Below are 22,622 nucleotides of genomic sequence, written 5' to 3' on the forward strand. Positions count from 1 at the left end.
AGATGGAGGCCAGCGCACGCGCTGAAATCGCAGTCGAGACGCTGCACGAGCACGGCATCAGCTTTGGCGAGGCGGTGCGCGTCTGGATCAGGGTCGCGCTGCTCAGCTTCGGCGGACCGGCGGGCCAGATAGCGGTGATGCATCGCATCCTGGTCGAGGAGAAGCGCTGGATCGGCGAGGAGCGGTTCCTCCACGCGCTCAACTATTGCATGCTGCTGCCCGGCCCTGAAGCGCAACAGCTAGCTGTCTATATTGGCTGGTTGCTCCATAAGACCAAGGGCGGCCTGGTCGCGGGCGCGCTATTCGTGCTGCCCGGCTTCCTCGCGATTTTAGGGCTCAGCTATGTCTATGTGCTGCTCGGCGAAGTGCCGCTGGTCGAGGGATTGTTCTTCGGATTGAAGGCCGCCGTGCTGGCGGTGGTGCTACAGGCGGTGGTCCGGGTGGGTTCGCGTGCCTTGAAGAACAACGTCATGCGCGGTTTTGCCGCGCTGGCGTTCGTCGCGATCTTCGTGCTCGACGTGCCCTTCCCGCTGATCGTGCTTGCCGCCGCGCTGATCGGCTTCTTCGGTGGCCGCGCTGGTTACGCCGCATTCAAGGGCGGCGGCGGACATGGTCCCGCCGGCGCTGAGATAATCCACGACCGCGACACCGCTCTTGGCGAGGGCCTTCCCGACCATGCCCGGCCGAACCTCTCTTGGTCGCTGCGCATCTCCGGCGTCCTGCTGCTGCTCTGGCTCGGGCCGGTCGCAGCGCTGCTGTTCGCGTTCGGCCCCGACGACGTGTTCAGCCGCATCGCCACCTTCTTCAGCCAGATGGCGGTGGTGACCTTCGGCGGCGCCTATGCGGTGCTCGCCTATGTCGCGCAGGAGGCAGTCGAGACCTATGGCTGGCTCCAGCCCGGCGAGATGCTCGACGGGCTCGGCATGGCCGAGACCACGCCCGGGCCGCTGATCATGGTGACGCAGTTCGTCGGCTTCCTCGCGGCCTTCCGCGAAGCGACCGGGCTGCCGCCGCTCGTCGCCGCGACCTTCGGCGCAATCCTCACCACCTGGGTTACCTTCCTGCCATGCTTCCTGTGGATCTTCGCCGGCGCGCCATTCATCGAGCGGCTGCGCGGCAACCGCGCATTGTCGGCCGCGCTTTCGGCGATCACCGCCGCAGTGGTCGGCGTGATCCTCAATCTGGCGGTCTGGTTTGGTATCCACACTCTGTTCGAGCAAGTCCGCGAAGTGCCGTTCGCAGCCGGCACCATCGATCTCCCAGTCCTAACGTCCGTCAACTGGCCGGCGCTGGCGCTCGCGGTGGGTGCGATACTCGCCATGTTCCGGTTCAAGGCCGGCATGCTGCCGGTGCTCGGCGTCTGCTCGGTCCTCGGGGCCGCATATGTAATGATCATCTGAAGGAGTGACGCGTGACGATCGACCATCTTTCCCGACGCAGTGCAATCGCAACTCTTGGCATCGGAGCCGCCGCCATGACTATCAACGAAGCCTCTGCGCAGACGCCGGCCGCAGCGCCGGCGGCTGTCCCCGCCTTTGCCGGAAATCATCAGGTCAAGCCGCTCAGGTTCAATCCCGCCAGGCTTCACGGCCTCTCCGAAAGGCTGATCACATCGCACCACGAGAACAATTATGCGGGCTCGGTCAAGGCCCTGAATATGATCGAGACACGACTTGCCGCCGCGCTCGCTGACACGGACCTGCCGCCGGTGGTCTATGGCGGATTGAAGCGCGAGGAGCTGCACCGCACCGGCTCGGTCGTGCTCCATGAGGTCTATTTCGACGGGCTCGGCGGCAACGGCCAGGCAGCCGGTTCCATCCGCGACGCGCTGGGCGCGGCGTTCGGCTCGTTCGACCGCTGGGAAGCCGACTTCCGCCGTACCGGGATGAGCCTTGCCGGCGGATCGGGCTGGTGCGTGCTCGTCTACAATCTCCACACGCGCTCGCTGCACAACCATTGGGCGTGGGATCATATGCACGGTGCGATTGCCGGCGTGCCGCTGCTCGCGCTCGATATGTACGAGCACAGTTTCCACATGGATTACGGCACCGCCGCCGCCAAATATGTCGACGCCTTCTTCCGCAACATCGACTGGGAAGTGGTCGACCGGCGCTATGCCGCGGCTTTGCGCGGCGGCGGCTGAACCCGACCGCTGAGGATCAGCGTGCAATAGGCACCCCCTTCGTGGGGTGATCGGCGTGCAAAAAGGACCCCTTCATCCCGGGGATTTAGTCGGCCGACTGGTTTTGATCAGTTGGCGAGAACGGGATGTTGATCGTGGAGACAGTGGTTCGGATTCGGCGTGAGCATGCAGCGGGTAAGGCGATCAAGGCGATCGCTCGTGACCTTCGTTTGTCGCGGAAGGTCGTCCGCAAAGCGATCCGGTCGCCGGAGGCGGCGTTCAACTATCAGCGCAAAGTCCAGCCGCTGCCGCGGATCGGTCCTTATCAGGATCGTCTCGATGCGCTGCTTGAGGAGAACGAAGGTCGCGGCCGCCGCGATCGGCTACGGATGACGCGTATCCATGACCTGCTGGTGCGCGAGGGGTTCGATGGATCCTATGATGCGGTGCGCCGCTATGCGGCGCGCTGGCGTGCTGCGCGGCGGAAGGATGCTGGCGAAGGCGCACCGGCGTTCATCCCGATGACCTTCCAGCCGGGTGAGGCCTACCAGTTCGACTGGAGCCACGAGGATGTGGAGATCGCCGGCAAGCCGATGCGGGTGAAGGTGGCGCATATGCGTCTCTGCGACTCGCGCGCACCCTATGTCCGGGCCTATCCGCGCGAGGGCCAGGAGATGCTGTTCGATGCCCATGCCCGGGCGTTCGCGTTCTTCGGCGGTGTGCCGCGACGCGGTATCTACGATAATATGAAGACGGCGGTGACGGCCGTGTTCACCGGCAAGGAGCGTGTGTTCAACCGCCGCTTCCTGATCATGACCGATCATTACATGGTCGAGCCGACCGCCTGCTCGCCGGCGGCGGGATGGGAGAAGGGCCAGGTCGAGCAGCAGGTCCAGACAATCCGAGGCCGCTTCTTCCAGCCGCGGCTCCGGTTCGCCAGCCTGGCCGAGCTCAACGGGTGGCTGGAGGCCGAGTGCCGGCGCTGGGCCGAGCATCATGCCCATCCCGAACGCGGGGATATTACCGTCGCCGAGGCGCTGGATATGGAGCGACCGGCCCTGCAGCCGATCCTGGCACCGTTCGACGGCTTCCATGAGAGCGAGCATGCCGTCACCGGCACCTGCCTCATCAGCTTCGATCGCAACCGCTACTCGGTCATGTCGACGGCCGCACGCCGGACCGTTCAGGTGCGCTCCTATGCCGATCGCATCGTCATACGCTGCGGCGATGCGATCGTCGGGGAGCATGAGCGCCACTTCGGTCGGAACCGCACGATATACGATCCCTGGCATTATCTGCCGGTCCTCGCGCACAAGCCCGGCGCGCTGCGTAACGGCGCACCGTTCCAGGACTGGGATCTGCCGCCCGCCCTGCACCGATTACGGCGAAGGCTCGGCACCGGGGACGAGGCCGATCGCAGGTTCGTGCGGGTCCTCTCGGCGGTGCTCACCGATGGCCTGGAGCCGGTAGAGGCTGCCGTGCGCGAAGCGTTGGCGAACGGAACGGCCAGCGACGAGCTGATCCTCAACATCCTCTCCCGGCGCCGCGAGCCGGCGACACCCCACAGCATCGTCACTTCGGAAGACCGGATGCTGCAGCATCCTCCGCTCGCCGACTGTGCCCGCTATGATCTGCTGCGAGGCTATGATGCAGCGGCATGATATGATCGACACGATGCGCGGCCTCGGACTCAAGGGCATGGCGGCGGCGTTCGACGAGGCGGTCACCACCGGCCTCCAGCGCAAGCGCACCACCATGGAGATACTGACCGACCTGCTCCGTGCTGAGGCGACCCACCGGGATGCAGCCTCCATCCGCTATCGGATGACGGCTGCGAGGCTGCCCGTGGTGAAGGACCTGGAGCGGTTCAGCTTCGAGGGCACACCGATCAATGAGGAGATGATCCGCTCCCTTCACGATGGCTCCTTCCTCCCGCCTCGCCGCAATATCGTGCTGGTCGGCGGCACGGGGACAGGCAAGACCCACCTCGCCATCGCGATCACCGCCAATGTCGTGCGAAGGGGCGCTCGCGCCCGCTACTTCAACACCGTCGATCTGGTGACACGCCTCGAAGAGGAGACCCGGATCGGCAAAGGCGGGACCCTGGCGGCGCAGCTGTCGCGGCTCGACCTGATCGTTCTCGACGAGCTCGGTTATCTGCCGTTCGCCCGCTCGGGAGGGCAGTTGCTGTTCCACCTCATCAGCAAGCTTTATGAGCGGACCAGCGTCATCATCACCACGAACCTCGCCTTCGGCGAATGGCCGACCGTGTTCGGCGATCCCAAGATGACCACGGCGCTGCTCGACCGCGTCACCCACCACTGCGATATCGTCGAGACGGGCAACGACAGCTGGCGCTTCAAAAACCGCAGCTGACAGCCACCTTCGGCGCCTTCAAAAATCTATCTTGCGCTGCGCGCGCCTCCGGTCGGGCTACGCCCGCCCTCCGCCGCACGCAGCGCAAGGCCATCTTCAACAAACCAGCATCATATTATCTGAAAAGGGGGTCCCTCTTCGACGCCGATCGGGGGTCCCTTTTGAACGCCGTTTGACATCAGTAGCGGAACGCCGCGCGCGACCGCTCTCGCAGCGCTCGGCACGGCTCTGGCCACTGGCGCTGCACGGCATCCGCTTGCAGCGCAGCCGGGCTGGTGGCGTCGGCCGATCCGGCTTGAATATCCCGCCGTCCGCCGTCCTGCCCCGGCCGTGCAGCACCGGGCGGACAGTTGCAGGGAGCGTGCGCCCATGGGTCGGCCCCTCCTGATCATGGGCGCGACAGGAACCCTGGGGCAAGCGTTCGCGCGGGCCTGTACGCTCCGCAACATACCGCATGTGCTGACGGCGCGGCACGCGCTCGACATCACCAGCGAGGCCAGCATCGGGGCTGCGCTGGACCGGCACGATCCCTGGGCAGTGGTGAACGCCGCCGGCTGGGTACGGGTCGACGAGGCGGAAAGCCATGCCGCCCGTTGTTTTGCGGCGAACAGCGACGGCCCGGTCCGCCTTGCGCGGATGGCGGAGGAGCGGGGGCTTGCCACCCTCAATGTCTCAAGCGACCTCGTCTTCGGGGGCAAGGCGGAAGGGGCCTATGTCGAAACCGACGCGCCCGACCCGCGCAACGTCTATGGCGAGAGCAAGGCGCGCATGGAGGAGGGACTTCTCGCCCTGGCGGGGACGCATCTCATCGTTCGCACCGCAGCCTTCTTCTCTCCCCATGACGAGTTCAACTTTGCCGTCGCGGTCGCTCGCGCCCTGACGGCGGGGCAGCCGTTCGAGGCCGCGGCGGACCAGCGGATCACGCCGACCTATGTGCCGCATCTCGTCAGGGTCGCGCTCGACCTCCTGATCGACGGTGAGCAGGGCCTCTGGCACCTCACCAATGAGACGGAGCTATCATGGGCAGAGTTCGCGGAAGCCGTCGCGGACAGCCTGAACCTGCCCCGGCATCTGATCCGCGCCGTGCCGGGCGCCCGCCTGAACCAAATGGCGCCACGCCCCTCCCGCGTACCGCTCGCGACGGGGCGCGGGGCGCACCTGCCGTCTCTTGCGGATGCCCTCGGCGAGTTTGCGCGGCATGAGAAGAGGCAGCAAGCGGTGCGCGAGCTTGCATGACATGCAAACGGCCATGGATCCGAAGACCCATGGCCGCCGAACATTCAGCCGTCTTACATCCAGCCGTCGAGATCGTCGGGGATGTTGCTCAGCGTACCCTTGCCGGTGATGGCGTTCAGATCGAACGGCTGCGCCTCCAGGAAAAATTCCAGCTGGTCACGCGATGTCACAAGCGAATTGATCACGCGGACTTTCAGGCCTTTGAAGTTCGGGCCGTCGATGCGCAGCGCCTTCAGCGTGACTTTCGATCCATGCGGTATCTTCACGAAGCGCGGATAGTTCAGCAGGCGAAAGTCCGGCTGAACGATCTCAAGCTCGACGTCGATCGGGCCAGCATTCGCGATCTCCATCTCGCCTGAGTTTCCGATCAGAAACTCTGACGGCGAATATTTGGTGAACGACATCTTCAGGACCGCGTTCATCACCGTTTGAACATTCTCGCGCGTGCCGAAGAAAGTGTCGCGGAAGAGGCCGACCGTACGACGCTTTTCCAGCGCATCCTTGAAGGCCGCTTCATCCTCTCCCTGCGTCAGGAACAGGGTGGCGACGCGGTGATCCATCCCCGCCGCCTCCTGCTCCAACGCGGTCCCGAGATGAGCGTCCGTAGTCGCCGCGATATAGAGGTTATATTTCAGGGCCACGTCCATCGCGCTGGGGTGGATGAAATCGCTTTGCGCAACCTCAATCCCCGACAGCAGACCCTCTGAAAACATCCGTTCGAGGAACGGCGTCACCACTGCCTCACCAGGGGAGGAGGAGGGGATGGTCGGATGATTCCACTGGCAGATGGCGCCCTGCCGCTTCGCTTCGCGGAACCGTGCTTCCAGATCTTTCTCGTCCGCGCTGGTCCGGTTCCAGTCGACCCGGAGCTGCCCGCCCGTCTGCTTGAAGGTGCTGTAATGGACTTTCCCCGGGTTCAGCGCATTTGCATCCTTGAGGAAGTGACAATTGAAATGCCCGATCGCGCGCGTGATCTCCGACCCGAGCGAGAGTTTCATGCCGCCGAGGCCAAGCATGCCCGAAGAGATGAACGCGCGGCCGATTTCATAGCTGCGGTTCTTGTTGGTGCCGGTGTCGCGGATCTTTGGCGTGATGATGTCATGTTCCGTGAAGGACACGAACTTAAGCCCGTCATGCGCCGCTTCTGCGAGGCGAAGCGTCGGCCAGGCCGAGCCGTCCGAGAATACGGTGTGCAGGTGCAGGTCGCCGGCGAAAATATGATGTCCGTCCTTCGTATCGGGGAAGATCAGACGCGCGGGCGACGGCGGCCGCTGATCGGATTGCGTCACGAACTCGGCGGAAGCTTCTCCGGCGGTGAACAGCCCTGCGAGCATAGCGAGAGCGGAAACCATTGCGCGGAAGTTTCTATGCTTAACCATAAGATCTCCTGATGAAGGTGGTGTTTGATGAATGGGCTTTGATATCGGTCGTGAAATCAGATTCACCGCACCCACATTGCGCTGGGTTCAGGACACTCGTGGCAGGAGGGTACACCCCTGACAGGGTGATCAGCGATAGGAGCATTGGCCCGCTTGTCCGCCTCGGCCTTATCGCGCTCGCAGTCGATTTACCGGTTCGCATGATCGTAACCGCACAGGGGAAGGAAACATGGGCTCTCTTCTGCCAGCGCGGTGGGATGTACCCTGAGGATCTCACTGACATTTGATCCATTTGATCGACATCCATCCGGCGGAATGGTGAAGGGCAGCATCCGCCCCGTTGCAGACGTTCCCAATGGTCGTCATCCCGGCGCATGCCGGGACCGTGGGCTGTCTTTAGAAGCAGCCTCACGTCCGGGCGCCCTGGCGATAGCTATCGCCTCAAGACTTGCCCACGGTCCCGGCATGCGCCGGGATGACGGATGACCGCGCCCCACCCCAAATCAGCCGTCACCCTGAACTTGTTTCAGGGTCCATCAATCCGAAAGCCCAGTTTATGATCGGCCAACCGAGATGGCGGCACGAGCCACCACGCTCCGGCACCAATCGCCCGATGGATCCTGAAACAAGTTCAGGATGACGCAAGGCGGGGGCGCGATGTCCGCTCCCCACCCCTTCTTGCCGTTTCGCTTAGGGTGTCATTTCGCCCTCAGCCGGAACCGACCCCTGAATGAAGAGGTAATGATCAACGATCTGCACAGCCTGTTGGCATGGAACTGGCGCCCTGCGACTGATCGGCTAGAAGCGCTGGCAGCATGAGCTTCAAACGTCAAACCGCATCCGGCAGAACCTTCTCATTAGAGCAGCTCGAAATTTGGCTTGATACGCTTGATCCGCCGGTCGCCGGTGTCTCCTCGATCGATGGCTTCCTCGCGGCGTTGGCTGCCGGCCCGTCCATCATCAATCCGGACATATGGCTCAAGAGCATCCTGCGCGAACACGTCCAAAGCGCCCGATCGGCGCTCGCACGCCGAACGATCCTCAAGCGCTACAACCAGATCTGCATCGAGCTTGCCGAGTGCCCTGAGGTCTATGCGCCGATCTATATGCGGACCGAGGACGGCGAGGTCCTGCTGGAAGACTTCGCCAATGGCTTCTTCACTGCAATGCATCTGGACATGGACGCATGGAAGCCCTTCGTGTCTGATCGAGAGTTCGGCCTCCCGCTTGTAGCGATCCTTGGCCAAAGCACGATCATCGACGGCACATCATGGATCGACCAACTCCAGGATCCCCTCGCAAATCAGGCTCTTGCAGATACCTGGCGGATGATCCCCCAGATCATCTCCTTCATCCATGATCAGTGTGCCTTTGCAAGAACCCTGACCGTACACTGAAGCCTCTCCACATCCCACGTGGGGTCGAAGCAGCGGTTACCACTGAACGTCCGACCGCACGTCGCCCAGAACGTCAGCCGCAGACGTTCGGCGATCGATCGCCGCACCACTCGCCACGCCGGCTACGCAGCCAGCCTGCGCGTCCGCAAGCGGATCGAGGAGGCGTTCGGCTGGATCAAGACCGTCGCAGGCCTGCGACGAACCAAGCTCCGCGGCCTCCAGAAGGTCGACTGGTCGTTCACCTTCGCGGCGGCCGCCTATAATCTGATCCGGTTGCCCAAGCTGCTCGGAGCGACCGCATGAGCGGCTCGCCCGCACCCGATGCTGGCCGTCTCCCTCGCCCCGCCCGGGGTCACCGCCCAGACAGGCCGTGGAAGGAAGATCGCTGGCCCGAATAGGACCGCCGAAAGCCGTAGCCCGCAGCCCCCGCGCCCTCTCGGCTACTTCTTCAACAGCCTGCTAGTGAAGTTATGCTCACCTCAGCATAACTTTACGAAAGGCTTCACATACCCCGGCGGGATCAGGCGAACCTCATGGCCCAGCAGGGCTATCTCCCGGCCCCAATAATGTGACCCTCCGCAGGCCTCCATGGCGACCGTGCAGGGTGGAAGCGCGCTGAAGAAGGAAAGCACCTGATCCCGGCTCAGCTTCTTGCGCACGATAGCATGTGTTGATGGCAGAGTAAAATGCCCCGTTCCGGGGAAAATTACTGTGCCGTTGACAAGCATGACCAGTTCCGTCAGCCCCGTGGACTTGGAATACCCTCTTCGCCAGATCCAGCCCGATCGTAACAATCTCCGACATCACCGCTCTCCTCCATCGATTGAAGACCCACGTTGGCACATCAAGGCCGTCGGGGGGCGGCTACATCATCAATGCCTACCGGGGTTCATCTGCGTCTCTTCGCTGATGGAGACACGGATGAATATCTCGGATGAAGCGGCAGCCTTCCTATTTCCCTGATCAATATTGATTATACAGTTCATAAACTGGAATCGTGTGCGTTTGGGACGTAGCCGCGCACTGAGGTGTCGGGGATATCGGGGAAGGCGCGATGTCACACTGACGCACTTAGTATTGGTGTGCCCGGCCACGGGTGCACGCAAAATGCGGAAGCGCGACATCGATACGCGCCCGCATCGGAGGGGGAGACTGAAGGTGCATTATCTCACGAAATCTGTTTATTGTTCCGTATCCGCAATGGGGTTGCTTGCCGATTCCGATGAAGTCGCCCCCCGTTTCCGGGATGATTACGCCCCCTGATTCCGAGATGAAGTCGCCCCCTCGGAAGCGGGGCCTTTCGGCAATGCTCGTTGTTGTGTCGTTCGCGGCTGCCGTCAAGCGTCCGGCGTATTTTTCGATCGCCGCATACTGTCGCCGTCGAGATCGAGGCGATGAGCGTTGTGCACCAGGCGATCCAGGATCGCGTCGGCGTAAGTCGGGTCCGCTATCACATGATGCCAACTGGCTATGGGAAGCTGGCTGGTGACGATGGTCGAACGACGGCCGTAGCGTTCCTCGAGGATCTCGAGCAGATCGTGGCGCGCGAGCGCATCGAGCGGTTCCAGGCCCCAGTCGTCGAGAATCAGCAGCTGGACGCTGCCGAGCTTCCTGAGGAAGCGCTCGTGTCGGCCGTCACCGCGCGCCAGCGCGAGATTGGAGAACAGCTTGGGGACGCGCTGGTAGAGGACCGAACGGTCGTCGCGACAGGCCTTGTGACCGAGCGCGCAGGCGAGCCAGCTCTTGCCGACGCCGGTCGGTCCGGTGATGACCAGATTGTCGCGAGCGGCGATCCATTCGCCGGCGACGAGCTTCATGAACAAGGCGCGATCGAGCCCGCGTGGGCTGCGATAGTCGACGTCCTCGGGAGATGCCTGGTGGCGCAGCTTAGCGAACCGCAACCGCGCGGCGAGCTTGCGGTCATGGCGGAAGCTCCATTCACGATCGAGCAGCAGCGCCAGCCATTCGGGATGCGTAAGCCTGTCGGCCTCGGCGTTGGCGGCGAGCTCACCATATGCCTTGGCCATACCGGCCAGTCCCATCGTGTTCAGCCGGTCGAGAGTGGGATGTTGAAGCATCGTCGTTCCTTTCAGGCCCAGTCGGCCCCAAGCTGCGATTTTGGCCAAGTCGGAGAACGTTTTGGGAACGTGGCATTCGGTATTGACGATGGAAATCATAGAAGAGGACAGTTCGCTCCATCATAGGGAGTGGGTTGATGGATCGGAGTATTCCGGGCGGGGATTTGATCGGACGATGGAGCCTGAGCTTTGCCGATATTGATTTTGTAAATTCGAAGCCGGCCCTGACGCGCCTTGGCCTCGCCGCGCAGCTGAAATTCTTCGCTTCCCTGGGGTTTTTCGCGATCGATCCCGGCTCAATCCCTACCGATGGCCTCTCGTATCTGGCCGAGCAACTCGGTGTCGAGGCTGGCGAGATAGCCGGTTATGACTTTTCCAGTCGGACAGCACGACGGCATTGTGCGGAGATCCTGATCCATCTTGGATATCACCGCATGAAGCGGGTGGATCGCGCGCAATTGACGGAATGGATTGCTGGCGAGCTGTGCCCGGGCGGCCAGTCGATCAATGCCATGCTTGAGCATGTTTTCCTGTGGTGCCGGGACCGGCGTATTTATGGGCCGTCGCGCAAGGAGCTTGAACGTGTCGTTCGCTCACAACGGCAAGATTATCTGGACACCTGGCTGATCGGAACCAGTGATCGGCTTTCGTCAGATGCGGTGGCGTTATTGGAAGCCTCGCTTGCCGATCCGGACAGCTCGACCGGATTCAACAGGATGAAGGGTGACGCCGGACAGGCAACGCTCGACAACATTCTCGACGTGACCGAGAAACTCGCCTTTATCCAGAGACTTGATCTTCCCCATGATCTCCTGACGGCTACGGGCAAGCCATGGGTCGATCAGATTGTTCGCCGCGTTGCCGGTGAAAAGGCCTCGGAGATGCGCCGGCATGCGCCGGCGCGACAGCTCGGCCTTTATGCGATTTATCTAATGTCGCGGGAGGCGCAACTCACTGACGCGATGATCGACCTGCTGATCGAAACCGTTCACAAGATCGGAACGCGCTCGAAACGCAAGGTGGTGGGCGATATCGCGAAAGACATCGAGCGGGTCTATGGAAAGGAGCGCCTGCTGGTCGAGATCGCCAGCGCCTCGATCAATGAACCATCGGGGCGCATCTGCGATGTCATTTTCCCGATCGCCGGTAAGGCCAAGCTGGCGGCGATCGTCAAGGAGAGCCATGCGAAGGGCGCTCTGGACCGGCGCATCTACAAGGTGATGCGTGGTTCCTGGGCCAATCATTACCGGCGCATGCTGCCAAGCCTGCTTTCCGTACTTGAGTTCCGGTCGAACAACGCGGTGTGGCGGCCGGTCCTGGCGGCCCTCGACTGGATCAGGAGCAAGGTGGATGGCGGATGCCGCTTCGTGCCATTGCAGGATGTTCCGATCGATGAGGTGATTCCAGCGCGATGGCGCAGTTCCGTCATTGATGACGATGGGCGGGTAAACCGGATCAGCTATGAGCTTTGCGTCCTGACGCAACTGCGCGACCGCATCCGCTCCAAAGAAATCTGGGTGGTCGGGGCGGATCGCTATCGCAATCCCGATGACGATCTTCCCAAGGACTTCGAGATCAGGCGAGATGCGTACTATTCCGGCCTCAGCCTGACGCCAGATGCGCAGGCGTTTTGCGCCTCGATCCGGGAGGAGCTTGAACGGGAACTGTTGCTCCTCAATGCCAATATTCCACAAAACGACAAGGTCCGGCTCCTGTGGCGCGGCGACAACCGGATATCGATTACACCGTTCAAGCCCTTGCCCGAACCGAAGGGTCTCGCTTCGATCAAAAGCGAGATCGGTCAGCGCTGGCCGATGACCGGACTGCTGGACGTGTTGAAAGAGGCTGCTCTGGACACGGGATTGATGGATGCTTTCGAAACGTCGGCCTCGCGGGTTACCCTGTCGAAAGCAGCCTTGGCTCAGCGTCTTTTGCTGTGTCTCTATGGCTTGGGCACGAACGCCGGGCTCAAGCGGGTCGCTGGCGCAACACCCGATGTCAGTTACGAGGAATTGCTGCATGTCCATCGCCGTTTCATCCACGCGCCAGCGCTGAGGGAGGCGTGCGCGCGGGTAGCAAACGCGACACTGGCAATCCGCAATGCCGCAGTATGGGGAGATGCGGGCACGGCATGCGCGTCCGATTCAACGAAGTTCGGCGCGTGGGACCGCAACCTGATGACGGAATGGCACGCCCGCTATGGCGGCCGTGGCGTCATGATCTACTGGCATGTGGAGAAGCGCGCGACCTGCGTTTATTCCCAGCTCAAGCGGTGCTCTTCCTCGGAGGTCGCCTCCATGATCGAAGGCGTGCTACGCCATTGCACCGACATGGAAATCCAGCGCCAGTACGTCGATAGCCACGGCCAGAGCGCAGTCGGCTTTGCGTTCTGCCGACTCCTTGGATTTGAGCTTGCCCCGCGGCTGAAAGCAGTGGCACGCCAGAAACTGGCCCTTCCCCAAGCCGGCATGCGCACGCGGCTTTCCAATTTACTGCCGATCCTCTCCAGCCCGATCGACTGGGACGAGATCGAGCAACAATATGACGAAATGGTCAAATATGCCGCTGCCATGCAATCGCGCACCGCCGATCCGGAAGCGATCCTGCTCCGGTTTGCCAGAGCCGAAGTGATGCACCCGACCTACAAGGCGCTGAGTGAACTCGGCCGCGCGGTCAAAACAATCTTCCTATGCCGGTATTTGCGTCAGGAGGCATTCCGCCGCGAGATCCACGAAGGGCTGAATGTGGTTGAGAACTGGAACGGCGCTAATGGTTTCGTGTTCTTCGGCAAGGGCGGCGAGATCGCCACCAACCGCATCCATGAGCAGGAAATCTCCGTTCTGGCGCTACACCTCCTGCAAGCGTCGCTGGTGTATGTGAACACCCGCATGCTTCAGATCGTACTGGTTGAGCCGAAGTGGGCGGGGCGGATGACGCCGGAAGATTATCGTGGTCTCACGCCGTTGATCTACAGTCATGTGAACCCTTATGGCCGCTTCGACCTCGACCTGAACGACCGGATTGATTTTGGACGGCTTGCAGCGTGAGGCGGCTGATCGGCCTATAACATTTGGGTACACCCCAGAGTGATAGGGCCGAGTGACACCATTCGTCTGTCACAAAAGGGTGGGTTTGCGCTCAATGTGACGATACACTGCAAGAGCCACCCTAATGTGACGGATTTTGCACTTGGCTCGTATCGGATATGCCCGCGTCAGCACCACGGACCAGGATCTGGATATCCAGATTGGCCGCCTCAAGAATGCAGGTTGCGAAATTATCCGTTCCGAGACCGGATCGGGGGCCTCGCGGAGCGGGCGCACGGAACTGGAAACGATCATGCAGTTTATGCACACCGGCGACGAGCTGGTCGTGCTGCGGCTCGACCGGCTCGGCCGCTCCACGCGCGATGTCCTGAACCTGGTGCATGAGCTTGATGAAAAGGGAGCTTCGCTGCGCATCCTTGAGCCAGAGGTGACGACGGCGGGCGACATGGGGCGAATGGTCATCACCATACTCGGCATGGTCGCCGATATGGAGCTGAAGTTCATCAAGGATCGTCAGCGCGCCGGGATCGAAGCGGCGCGCGCCGAAGGCGTTTACAAAGGCCGGAAGAAGAACGTCGATGACGATGAAATCCGCCGTCGCCTTGCCGCCGGCGCCAGCAAGGCCCGCGTTGCCCGCGACCTGAAGGTCTCACGAATGACCGTCTATCGGGCGCTCGACATTATTCCGTCACAGACCAAACTGCCGGAAAAGCCGCCCACTGCCAGCATCGCCCTGCATCTGATTATCGAGAACTTCAACAAGCGTGGAAGAGGTAGAAAACCCGCTCGGGAGCGGATTGAGGCGATGCTGGAACGCGACTACGCCATGGTAAAAAACGGCAATTGTGATTACAAACTGACCGTCGCCTATGACCCCGATCCGGATGGCATTTCCCTTGATGAGGAAATCCAAAGCCTCCTCTCCGAGATGTTCAACATCGCAGAGAGCTACAATTGCTCCATGGAAGCCGATATCTACGAGGTCGGTGGTCAGCAACGGTCCTGGTAGAATCAATCAAGCGTTCAGTGTTCGTTCTTCAACCTGGCCAAAATCGCAGCTTCGGGCCGACTGGGCCAAGATGGCGGACACGATTAGCACGGCCATGAGTTTTCCCCTAAGCTATATGTTTGCATGTGAACATGCTCACTTGCCTACAGGACTTTCCCCCATCTTTCGGAGCCAGTCGTTGAACGCCTCGGCCATCGCGTCCTGCAAGCTCATGCCGTGCTTGCGGGCGGTCATGTGCATGGCGAACGACATTTCCGGGCTGAAATAGCCCGTCATCGCCTTCTTGCCCTGACGGCTCGGCGCAACCGGGCTGCTGCTCGAACTGCTGCCGGTGCCTACGCCAGTGCTGCGGGCGCTCGGCGCGGCCGCCCTTCCCTCCGGCTCGGCCGTCGCCGGCGTCGGCGCTGCGTCCCGATCCCGCAATGCAAGCAATGATCCCTTCCGGCTCATGCGCTGGCCCTCCGCTTCCTATCTGCTGGCATGTTTACATGTTCACATGCCCACTTGTAAAGCTGACGCACCTCATCGGCCGCCTTGCCATTCGGTTCGATCTCCATCACGGTTTTTCCCTCGGTCGCCGCATGGCGGAACGCGGCGCGATCCGCGACACGCAGCGGGCAGGCGTCCAGCCCGTAACCCTGCACGAGCTGCGCCGCCTCGTCATACATGCGTGGCGCGGTCGGGCTTCCCGCCGTGAAGATCACGAAAGCGGGCTTGCCGCGCATCTTCACAAGGCTGGCCGTGGTCTTGATCGCGGCCAGGTCGAACGCGCTCGGCCGACAAGGTATCAACACCAGGTCGGCCGCCTCGACGGCGGCGCTGGCGGCGCTGTCGGCATGGGGCGGGGTGTCGATCACGATGAACTCCGCGCCCTGCGCCGTCGCTTGCTCGATCTTGGCGGCAAGGCGAGGGGGGGCGCTGTCGATCACGACCGGGGGCGCGTCCTGCCGCCATGCCGCCCATTGGCTCGCCGTCGCCTGCGGGTCGAGGTCGATCACCAGCGCGGTATGCCCGGAATCCTCGGCGGCTGCGGCCAGGTGCAAGGCGAGGGTGGTCTTGCCCGCGCCCCCCTTCTGGCTGATGATCGCGATTGTTGGCATGTGAATATCCTTACATGAACTCATGTTTGCATGTGGTCATAGCGCAAGCGGCTATCGGATGAAAGGGCAGGGCGTCTAGCCGTCCTCGCCGCCCTCATCCTCGCTGTCATCGTCCAGCGCCTCATGGCTCATCTGGCCGTGATCCTCGATCGGGCAAAGCGGCGCTCCGGCCTGCTCAAGCCATTTGCGCGCGGTCCTCGCGGTATAGCCGCACGTCGCGCACTCGCATTTCAGCATCCGGGTTTTCTGCTCCTTGGGCGCGGTCGACTCCCCGTCCGTGTCGAGACGGGCATGGGGGAGGGGGCCAGCGGCATCGAGGATCGGTGCGACGGCCGCAAGGAACGCCTCGCCGGGGGTGGTGGCGCGCATAGGCCCGACCAACCCCAGCCCCAGCGCGACCCGTTTAAACGCCTTCCCATGCCCTGCCGGGATGCCGACGGCGGCATGGACCAGCTCATGCGCGAGGATGGCCGCGATCTGCGCCGGCATCGCATCGGGCGCGTGCGCTAGGTCCGGGCGAATGAAGATTTCAAAATGCCCGTCCGCGCTAAGTCGGTTGTCCCAGCACTCACCGATCGCCTTGCCCTTCGCGCCTCTGCTGGTGAAGCCGATCGCCACGCGTAAGCGGTCGGGCAGGGGGGCGTCCAGCGCCTCGAACAGCAGAGCCATGCCCTGCGCCACGGCATTGAGCCAGCTTTCGCGGGTTTCGTGGGTCATCGTCTTTACTCCCTTCAAATCGCCTGTCCGGCGATGGCCATGCCATCGGCCGGAACACGGACGCCCAAGAACGCCGGCGAGAGAGGGGGGCAGCGGGAATCTGCGGGAGTGGTGCGCGGCGCAGGGAGGCGCAGCCGAGTGAGCCACGGTCCCGCTGATTGCCGTTGCGGGGGAGAGGCGGCCGGGACCGCCTTTCCCCCGGCACTGCTGCGCGAGATCCGCGCAGCGATCTCGCTTCCGCCATGTGGATCGTTACCTTGGGCCAAGACCGCTTGCGGGCTTGGGGAGCGTGAGCGACTAGAGCCACGGTGCCGCGCCAGCGGCAGGCGCATAATCACCGCACCCATTGCCAAAATCAGATTTTGTGACTACATTGGGACTACGTTTTCAGAAGGAAATCCCAATGGCTGTTTCCGACACCTATGTCCGCGCCAGGATCGACAATACGACGAAGGAACGCGCCACCGCCGCGCTGGGCGCGATGGGCCTTTCGATCTCCGACGCTATCCGGCTGCTGATGCTGCGTATCGCCGACGAACGGCGCTTGCCTTTCGAGGTCAAGGTTCCGAACGCCGCGACACGCGAGGCAATGGCAGAGCTGGCGGCGGGGAAGGGGACCAAGTTTGCCAGCGTCGATGCGCTGATGGCGGACCTCCATGCGGACGATTGATCGTTCGACCCGGTTCAAGCGCGACTACAAGCGGGAATCAAAGGGCCGACATCGAGCGACCCTCGATGCCGATCTTCTGCCCGTCCTGGCCGCGCTCGCGACCGACACGCCGCTTGATCCCAAATACCGCGACCATGATCTGAGCGGCGATTGGGCGGGCTACCGCGATTGCCACGTCAAGCCCGATCTGGTGCTGATCTACGCCAAGCCCGACGACGAAACGCTGCGCCTCGCGCGCCTTGGCTCGCATAGCGAGGTATTCGGATAGATGACGCATATGCGGGCGATCTTCATCCGCCACGGCGAATCTACAGGCAACGCCGGCGTGCCGTGTCGCGATCTCGCGACGATCGAGCTGACGGAGCACGGCCACGAACAAGCGCGCCAGGTCGCGGCGAGCTGGACGCAAGCGCCCGCGCTCATCGTCACGTCGCCCTATACCCGCACCCGGCAGACGGCCGCGCCGACGATCGCGCGCTTCCCCGGCGTCCCGGTCGAAGTCTGGCCGATAGAAGAGTTCACCTATCTGCAACCGGCGCGCTGGAACGGCACGCGCAGCGCCGAGCGGATGCCGCACCTCGAACGCTATTGGAGCGAGGCCGATCCTGATTATTGCGACGGGGAGGGGGCGGAGAGCTTCGCCAATCTGCTCCGGCGCTGCGAGGCGGCGCTTGCCCGCCTCGCCGCCATGCCGGCCGCTTCGCTGGTCTATGTGTTCGGGCATGGGCAATTCATCCAGGCCGCGCGCGCGATCGTCGCCGACGCTCATCTGGACGATCGGGGCAAGATGCTCGGTTTCTGGCACAAGGGCGAGCCGCCCGCGATCAGCAACGCGCAGCAGGTAGGGTTCCATTGGCAGGGCGGGCGCTGGGGATGTGCGCCAGCGATCGCCGCCTAGATCAACACCCGCTCCACCTCGTCCAGCGTCACGTCATCGGGCCGGCGGTCATAGAGCTGGGTCGTGCGGGTAGAGCTGTGGTTCGCCATCGTCGCGGCCGTCTCCAACGTGCCGCCGTTTTTCAGATAGGTGGTGATTCCGGTCGCGCGGAACGAATGGTTGCCGATCGCCGTCCCGATCTCGGCCGCGCCTGCGCGCCGGCGCACCATCGCGAAGGCATTGGCTTGGGGCAGGGGGGTATCGCTTAGTCGCTTAGTCCCGCGTGCGATCGTGCGGAACAGCGATCCCTTGCGATCCTCACGCAGCGCGCACCCGTCGATATAGGCGGTCAGATAATCCTCTAGATTGTGATGGCAGGGCATTTCATGGCGCTTGCCGCCTTTCTCGTGCAGTCGGACCCATAGCCGCCTGTTCTGCATGAACACGTCCTCGACCCGCATCGCTAGCGCCGCGCCGATCCGCGCGAAACTATAGACCATCAACCCGATCAGGGCGCGGTCGCGCAGGCCCGCATGGGTGGTCACGTCGATGCTGTCGAGCAACCGCCGCGCCTCGTCCGGGGCCAGCACCGGCGTCTTGCCGCGCCGCTGGCTATGCGCCGGCCCGCGCACCGATCCGGCAGGGTTCACCGGCACGATATGGCCCGTCACCAGCCAGTCGAACAGGTGGCGCACGCCGGCGAGCTGCTGCTTGACGCTGGGCGCGGCCAGCTCGCGCCCCAGCGCCTCGACCCAGGCCGCGACGTGGAGCGGTTGCACGGCCTCAAGCGAGGCGACGCCGCGCGCCTCACACCAGGCCAGGAAGTCGCCGGCCGCGCGCATATAGGCGCGGCGCGTATGCGGGTTGCGAATGGTGACGGCGAAGAACTCAAGGAAGCGCAGCCGCGTGGCGTCGTCGGCCGCCGCGATCAAGGCCGGCAACGCCAGCGCCGGCGAGGGCAGGGGGGCGAGCTGGTTCATCGTGCGATCTTCTGCCAACGGGCCGGCTCGGGGCGAGGCTTCGCCAGCTCCCGGCGCAATTCGTCAAACATCTCATCAGCGGGACGAACGCGGCCCGCCTTCACGTCCTCAAGCCCGCGCGCAACCGACTCGTCTAATATCCGGCGTAGCAGCTCGTCGCGCAAATCGCGGTGCGGCTCCATGTCGATAAAGTTCTTGACGATCGCGAACACCGCCTCGGACGGATCAACGAAATGGCCCCGCTCGACCTGCGCCAACAGCCAATCGGCCATGTCGCCGGGTAGATACGCCTCGAAACGCAACCCGCCCGCGCGCGCCTGCTCGCACAGCGCCTTGGCTTGGTCGCGCTCGGCGTAGTTGTCGGCAAAAGCCTCGTCGTCATTTTCGATCATGCCGGCATCCCTTTTTGCGGTGGATCTTCGGAGGCGTTTAAACGCTCTCTGCGGGGTCGCCGCGATAGCGCACCCAAAGGTCGCCCATCGCGTCGCGGTAGCCCCAGGCATCGGCGTAGGTGGTCGACTCCTGCGCCAGATAGGCCATGACCGTAAGCATATCCTCGGCAATGACGGCATCGACGGCATCGACGTTGCACAAGTGGATGATCGGGAAATGCCCGCACTCGTCGCCGTTCCACCAGGCCAGCAGGAAATCCGCGACCTTGCCGGATGCGCCGGTTTCGGCCGCGCGTGTGGGCGGCCGCGCGATCGGCAGCAAGCTGCCGATCGCCGCGCCGGCCTCATCGAAACTGACGGCCCGGATGACGGGGCGACGTTGCGGGGGTGTCGTGGCGGCCGTCCCGGTCATGCGATCATGGTCCCTAGAGTGTGTGATAAAGGACATTATCACATATAGAAGCGCGACGCTAGCGAAACGACCACCGCAGGCGCCGAGATCCCGAACTCGCCCCCTAATCTGGTGAGCGACGGCAGGGCTTGCTCACCGATCTGGCGGCACACCGTTCGGCGTCTCCAACTTAGGGGGTCGATGCGCACCATTACCTTCATCACGCACTTTCAAGTCAGACATCGGCTATTGCGAAGCAGTTGCATATATCATAGGGCGGCGCACAGATTGAGAACGATTCGCAAGGGGGTGAAATGAAAAAAAGTACATTGAGCGGCGCGTTAGGCCTTGGATTAATGGCCGTGCCCGCAGCGGCCCAGGACCAGCCAGCTCCCCCGGCTACGGACGCACGCCAAACAATCATCGTCACCGGCGTCCGGGACGGCTACCAGGTCGATGCGACCAGCACCGCCACCCGCACTCCGACCAGTCTCAAGGACGTTCCACAGGCGGCATCGATCATCACCGAGGCGCAGATTGACGATCAAGCTATGCGCTCGATCGCCGACGTGCTTCGCTATGTCCCCGGCGCGGTGATATCTCAGGGTGAGGGTCACCGCGATCAGATCATTCTGCGCGGCAACAACAGCACCGCAGACTTCTTTGTCGATGGCCTGCGTGACGACGTGCAATATTACCGCGGCCTCTACAACGCAGAGCGGATCGAGGTCCTGAAAGGTCCCAACGCAATGATCTTCGGCCGCGGTGGTGGGGGTGGGATCGTCAACCGCGTCACCAAGCGCCCCGGTGCCAACGCCTTCATCAGTAGCAGCGGTTCGGCGGATACATATGGCGCATGGTATATCGACACCGACATCAACCAACCGATCAGCCAGTCCGCCTCGGCTCGACTGAACGCCGTCTATGAGGAGTTCAACAGCAACCGGGACTTCTACGACGGACGCCGGCTCGCGATCAATCCGACCTTTGCCGTATCGCTAGGCGGCACCACACGGATCGACCTGGGCTTCGAATACAACAATGACAAGCGCACGATCGATCGAGGCGTTCCCTCGGCTGCCCAAGGCTCTCTGACCAGCCCGTCACGCCCCCTTACCGGTTTTCGCGATACCTTTTTTGGTGTGCCGGGATTCAACGTCAGCGATTTCGAGGCTAAGGTCCTAAGCGGGCGCATCGAGCATCGGTTTAGCGACAACCTGACCGTAACCAGTCGCGTCCTCTACGGAGATTATGACAAGCTCTATCGAAACACTTTCGCGGTAACCCCGGCCACCCCGCGCGGCGCCGTCCAGAGCGTCGGCCTCGAGGCATATAGCGATCCCACGACGCGCAAGAACCTGCTCAACCAGAACGATCTCGTCTGGACCGTCACCACCGGCCCCGTCCGCCACGTGCTGCTCGCCGGCTTCGAATATGGCGATCAGCGCACGCGCAACCAGCGGATCAATGGCTTTTTCGGAAGTGGTGATATCGTCAATGGAGGGCGGCGCGTCTTTGTCGCGTTGGCTGACCGAATCACGGTGCCGCCAGTCACGCTGCGCACCACCGCCAACACCGGCTACCGGTCTATCCGGACAAATGCCGACGCCACGGCCTTCTATGTGCAGGACCAGATCTCGATCGGCGAACATGTCGATGTCATCGGCGGCGTTCGCCGCGACCGCTTCAAGCTCAGCATCGATGATCTCGTCGCCGGGCGGAGCTATAGCCGGACCGACACCCTCTGGTCTCCCCGCCTTGGGGTAGTGCTGAAGCCGGTGCAACCCGTCTCGATCTACGCCAGCTATAGCCGGTCCTTCCTGCCGCAATCGGGCGATCAGTTTTCATCGCTCGACATAACAACCGCCGCGCTGGAACCAGAGAAGTTCGACAATTACGAAGTCGGCCTCAAATGGGATGTTTCCCCAACGCTTAACCTGACCGCTGCCGTCTACCGGCTCGATCGCACCAACACCCGCGCGACCGACCCCAACGACGCCACGCGGACGGTGCTAACGGGCGCGCAGCGCAGCAAAGGGCTTGAGATCGGCCTCAACGGCGCGATCACACCCCAATGGCAAATCAGCGCCGGCTACACGCTGCAGGACGCAAAAATCCGCAAGACAACGAGTGCGGCTCCTGCCGGCCGCGAGGTCCCGCTTGTGCCCAAGCAGCAGGCTTCGCTCTGGACCCGCTACGACTTCACCCCTCGCTTGGGAGCCGGGGTCGGCGTCTACCACCAGACAAAAAGCTTCACCTCCGTCAGCAATGCCGCCGTCCTGCCTGCGTTCACCCGCGTCGATGCCGCCGCGTTCTTCAAGCTCACCCCCCACATCGAGGCGCAAATCAACGTCGAGAACCTCCTCGACAGCAATTATTTCTCGTCCGCCTACAACGATAACAACATCATGCCCGGTGCGCCGACAACCGCGCGAGCGACGGTTAGAATGAGCTTTTAGACAAAGGCTTTTCCTTTGGTGCTGGATGCTTTCACCGTAGTTGTTCAGCACGCACTAAACCGCCTCCTCGGCGGGGGGGCAGACACAGACATGGCCCCTCCATTTCCTCCAGAAGACGATAGTGTCGATCTATCGCCGCTGCCCGTTCTTGGACCATTCCGCTTGCCGTCACCCAACTCCTGCGGACAGCGGAATGGTCATGTGCCGCTGCCCGGCTCACGAGCAATATCGGCGGCTTGTTGCCAATCGCGCTATCTGGTCGCGACAAACGTCGACATATGCACGGCCATGCCGTTACCCGCATCCGCCACGCACGTAATAGTCACCATCCTCAATTAACCTAATAAACACCATGGTTGCCGCCGTAGCTGTGCTCGGCCTGCCAACAGAGG

At 62.7% G+C, this 22,622-nt stretch carries 20 protein-coding genes and 2 pseudogenes; 13 read left to right on the forward strand and 9 right to left on the reverse strand.

The genetic code is table 11. The features are described 5' to 3' along the window. Positions 1 to 2 precede the first annotated feature (2 nt). From chrA to LUA85_RS21285, 5 genes are all read left to right on the forward strand, one after another. The gene (chrA, locus tag LUA85_RS21265) at positions 3 to 1,400 is read left to right on the forward strand and encodes a chromate efflux transporter (protein WP_040110184.1); all 1,398 of its coding nucleotides are present in this window, start codon (positions 3 to 5) and stop codon (positions 1,398 to 1,400) included. Between the two features lie 74 nt (positions 1,401 to 1,474). Further along, the gene (locus LUA85_RS21270) at positions 1,475 to 2,143 is read left to right on the forward strand and encodes a superoxide dismutase (RefSeq protein WP_017184236.1); all 669 of its coding nucleotides are present in this window, start codon (positions 1,475 to 1,477) and stop codon (positions 2,141 to 2,143) included. Positions 2,144 to 2,268: 125 nt separating this feature from the next. Then, positions 2,269 to 3,783 carry an IS21 family transposase gene (gene istA, locus LUA85_RS21275; protein ID WP_021238707.1) on the forward strand — a complete coding sequence of 505 codons (1,515 nt, stop codon included), beginning with the start codon at positions 2,269 to 2,271 and terminating at the stop codon, positions 3,781 to 3,783. Beyond that, positions 3,770 to 4,498: an IS21-like element helper ATPase IstB gene (istB, locus tag LUA85_RS21280; protein ID WP_031304487.1), complete on the forward strand. Its 729-nt coding sequence runs from the start codon at positions 3,770 to 3,772 to the stop codon at positions 4,496 to 4,498. Before istA ends, istB (LUA85_RS21280) begins: the two co-directional genes overlap by 14 nt. A 369-nt stretch (positions 4,499 to 4,867) precedes the next feature. Beyond that, positions 4,868 to 5,734, forward strand: coding sequence for an NAD(P)-dependent oxidoreductase (locus LUA85_RS21285; RefSeq protein ID WP_062098975.1), 867 nt, complete (start codon positions 4,868 to 4,870; stop codon positions 5,732 to 5,734). A 53-nt stretch (positions 5,735 to 5,787) separates the two neighbouring features. Here the strand turns inward: LUA85_RS21285 and LUA85_RS21290 are convergent, their stop codons facing one another. After that, a complete protein-coding gene (locus LUA85_RS21290; RefSeq protein WP_162177404.1) occupies positions 5,788 to 7,086 on the reverse strand; it encodes a hypothetical protein in 1,299 nt (432 codons plus the stop codon). 842 nt (positions 7,087 to 7,928) lie between these two features. Between LUA85_RS21290 and LUA85_RS21295 the strand changes: the two genes are divergently transcribed. Both LUA85_RS21295 and LUA85_RS21300 read left to right on the forward strand, forming a co-directional pair. Then, complete coding sequence (locus LUA85_RS21295) at positions 7,929 to 8,510, forward strand: UPF0149 family protein (protein ID WP_066282962.1); 582 nt, start codon at positions 7,929 to 7,931, stop codon at positions 8,508 to 8,510. 42 nt (positions 8,511 to 8,552) lie between these two features. Next, positions 8,553 to 8,813: pseudogene (locus LUA85_RS21300) on the forward strand (transposase); the annotation flags it as partial. Between the two features lie 185 nt (positions 8,814 to 8,998). Here LUA85_RS21300 and LUA85_RS21305 read toward each other — a convergent pair. After that, positions 8,999 to 9,314 (reverse strand): annotated as a pseudogene (locus LUA85_RS21305) (hypothetical protein); the annotation flags it as partial. Between the two features lie 533 nt (positions 9,315 to 9,847). Beyond that, on the reverse strand, positions 9,848 to 10,588 hold the full coding sequence (gene istB, locus LUA85_RS21310) for an IS21-like element helper ATPase IstB (RefSeq protein ID WP_062093922.1): 741 nt from the start codon (positions 10,586 to 10,588) through the stop codon (positions 9,848 to 9,850). A gap of 137 nt (positions 10,589 to 10,725) precedes the next feature. On the opposite strand from istB (LUA85_RS21310), the gene LUA85_RS21315 reads away from it, so the two are divergent. Together LUA85_RS21315 and LUA85_RS21320 are read left to right on the forward strand one after the other, a co-directional pair. Further along, positions 10,726 to 13,635, forward strand: coding sequence for a Tn3 family transposase (locus tag LUA85_RS21315; RefSeq protein WP_062093919.1), 2,910 nt, complete (start codon positions 10,726 to 10,728; stop codon positions 13,633 to 13,635). Between the two features lie 142 nt (positions 13,636 to 13,777). Then, positions 13,778 to 14,644: a recombinase family protein gene (locus LUA85_RS21320; protein WP_006953933.1), complete on the forward strand. Its 867-nt coding sequence runs from the start codon at positions 13,778 to 13,780 to the stop codon at positions 14,642 to 14,644. A gap of 135 nt (positions 14,645 to 14,779) precedes the next feature. Here LUA85_RS21320 and LUA85_RS21325 read toward each other — a convergent pair whose 3' ends face one another. The 3 genes from LUA85_RS21325 to LUA85_RS21335 form a co-directional block, all read right to left on the reverse strand. Then, positions 14,780 to 15,094, reverse strand: a complete 315-nt coding sequence (locus LUA85_RS21325) for a ribbon-helix-helix domain-containing protein (RefSeq protein WP_004212926.1) — start codon at positions 15,092 to 15,094, stop codon at positions 14,780 to 14,782. Continuing rightward, positions 15,091 to 15,744, reverse strand: coding sequence for a ParA family partition ATPase (gene parA, locus LUA85_RS21330; RefSeq protein ID WP_004212927.1), 654 nt, complete (start codon positions 15,742 to 15,744; stop codon positions 15,091 to 15,093). The genes LUA85_RS21325 and parA overlap by 4 nt, the downstream gene beginning before the upstream one ends. 75 nt (positions 15,745 to 15,819) lie before the next feature. Beyond that, complete coding sequence (locus LUA85_RS21335) at positions 15,820 to 16,461, reverse strand: hypothetical protein (protein ID WP_062069512.1); 642 nt, start codon at positions 16,459 to 16,461, stop codon at positions 15,820 to 15,822. A gap of 403 nt (positions 16,462 to 16,864) precedes the next feature. On the opposite strand from LUA85_RS21335, the gene LUA85_RS21340 reads away from it, so the two are divergent. From LUA85_RS21340 to LUA85_RS21350, 3 genes are read left to right on the forward strand one after another with little or no spacing between them, the layout of a single operon-like run. After that, a complete protein-coding gene (locus LUA85_RS21340) occupies positions 16,865 to 17,131 on the forward strand; it encodes a type II toxin-antitoxin system RelB/DinJ family antitoxin (protein ID WP_004212930.1) in 267 nt (88 codons plus the stop codon). Beyond that, positions 17,118 to 17,399 carry a type II toxin-antitoxin system YafQ family toxin gene (locus LUA85_RS21345; protein WP_004212931.1) on the forward strand — a complete coding sequence of 94 codons (282 nt, stop codon included), beginning with the start codon at positions 17,118 to 17,120 and terminating at the stop codon, positions 17,397 to 17,399. Before LUA85_RS21340 ends, LUA85_RS21345 begins: the two co-directional genes overlap by 14 nt. A gap of 9 nt (positions 17,400 to 17,408) precedes the next feature. Then, positions 17,409 to 18,029, forward strand: coding sequence for a histidine phosphatase family protein (locus LUA85_RS21350; RefSeq protein ID WP_062069522.1), 621 nt, complete (start codon positions 17,409 to 17,411; stop codon positions 18,027 to 18,029). On the opposite strand, the gene LUA85_RS21355 is transcribed toward LUA85_RS21350, so the two are convergent. The 3 genes from LUA85_RS21355 to LUA85_RS21365 are packed head-to-tail and all read right to left on the reverse strand — an operon-like array spanning position 18,026 to position 19,792. After that, positions 18,026 to 18,988, reverse strand: coding sequence for a tyrosine-type recombinase/integrase (locus tag LUA85_RS21355; RefSeq protein WP_004212934.1), 963 nt, complete (start codon positions 18,986 to 18,988; stop codon positions 18,026 to 18,028). The two genes, LUA85_RS21350 and LUA85_RS21355, sit on opposite strands and share 4 nt — an antisense overlap. Continuing rightward, the gene (locus LUA85_RS21360; RefSeq protein ID WP_062069509.1) at positions 18,985 to 19,380 is read right to left on the reverse strand and encodes a hypothetical protein; all 396 of its coding nucleotides are present in this window, start codon (positions 19,378 to 19,380) and stop codon (positions 18,985 to 18,987) included. Before LUA85_RS21360 ends, LUA85_RS21355 begins: the two co-directional genes overlap by 4 nt. A gap of 37 nt (positions 19,381 to 19,417) precedes the next feature. Further along, a complete protein-coding gene (locus LUA85_RS21365; protein WP_066687741.1) occupies positions 19,418 to 19,792 on the reverse strand; it encodes a hypothetical protein in 375 nt (124 codons plus the stop codon). A gap of 335 nt (positions 19,793 to 20,127) precedes the next feature. Between LUA85_RS21365 and LUA85_RS21370 the strand changes: the two genes are divergently transcribed. Next, the gene (locus LUA85_RS21370; RefSeq protein WP_231472262.1) at positions 20,128 to 22,230 is read left to right on the forward strand and encodes a TonB-dependent siderophore receptor; all 2,103 of its coding nucleotides are present in this window, start codon (positions 20,128 to 20,130) and stop codon (positions 22,228 to 22,230) included. Positions 22,231 to 22,622 lie beyond the last annotated feature (392 nt).

Origin of the sequence: Novosphingobium sp. CECT 9465 (genome assembly GCF_920987055.1) — a bacterium.
In the GTDB taxonomy this organism is placed as follows: Bacteria; Pseudomonadota; Alphaproteobacteria; order Sphingomonadales; family Sphingomonadaceae; genus Novosphingobium.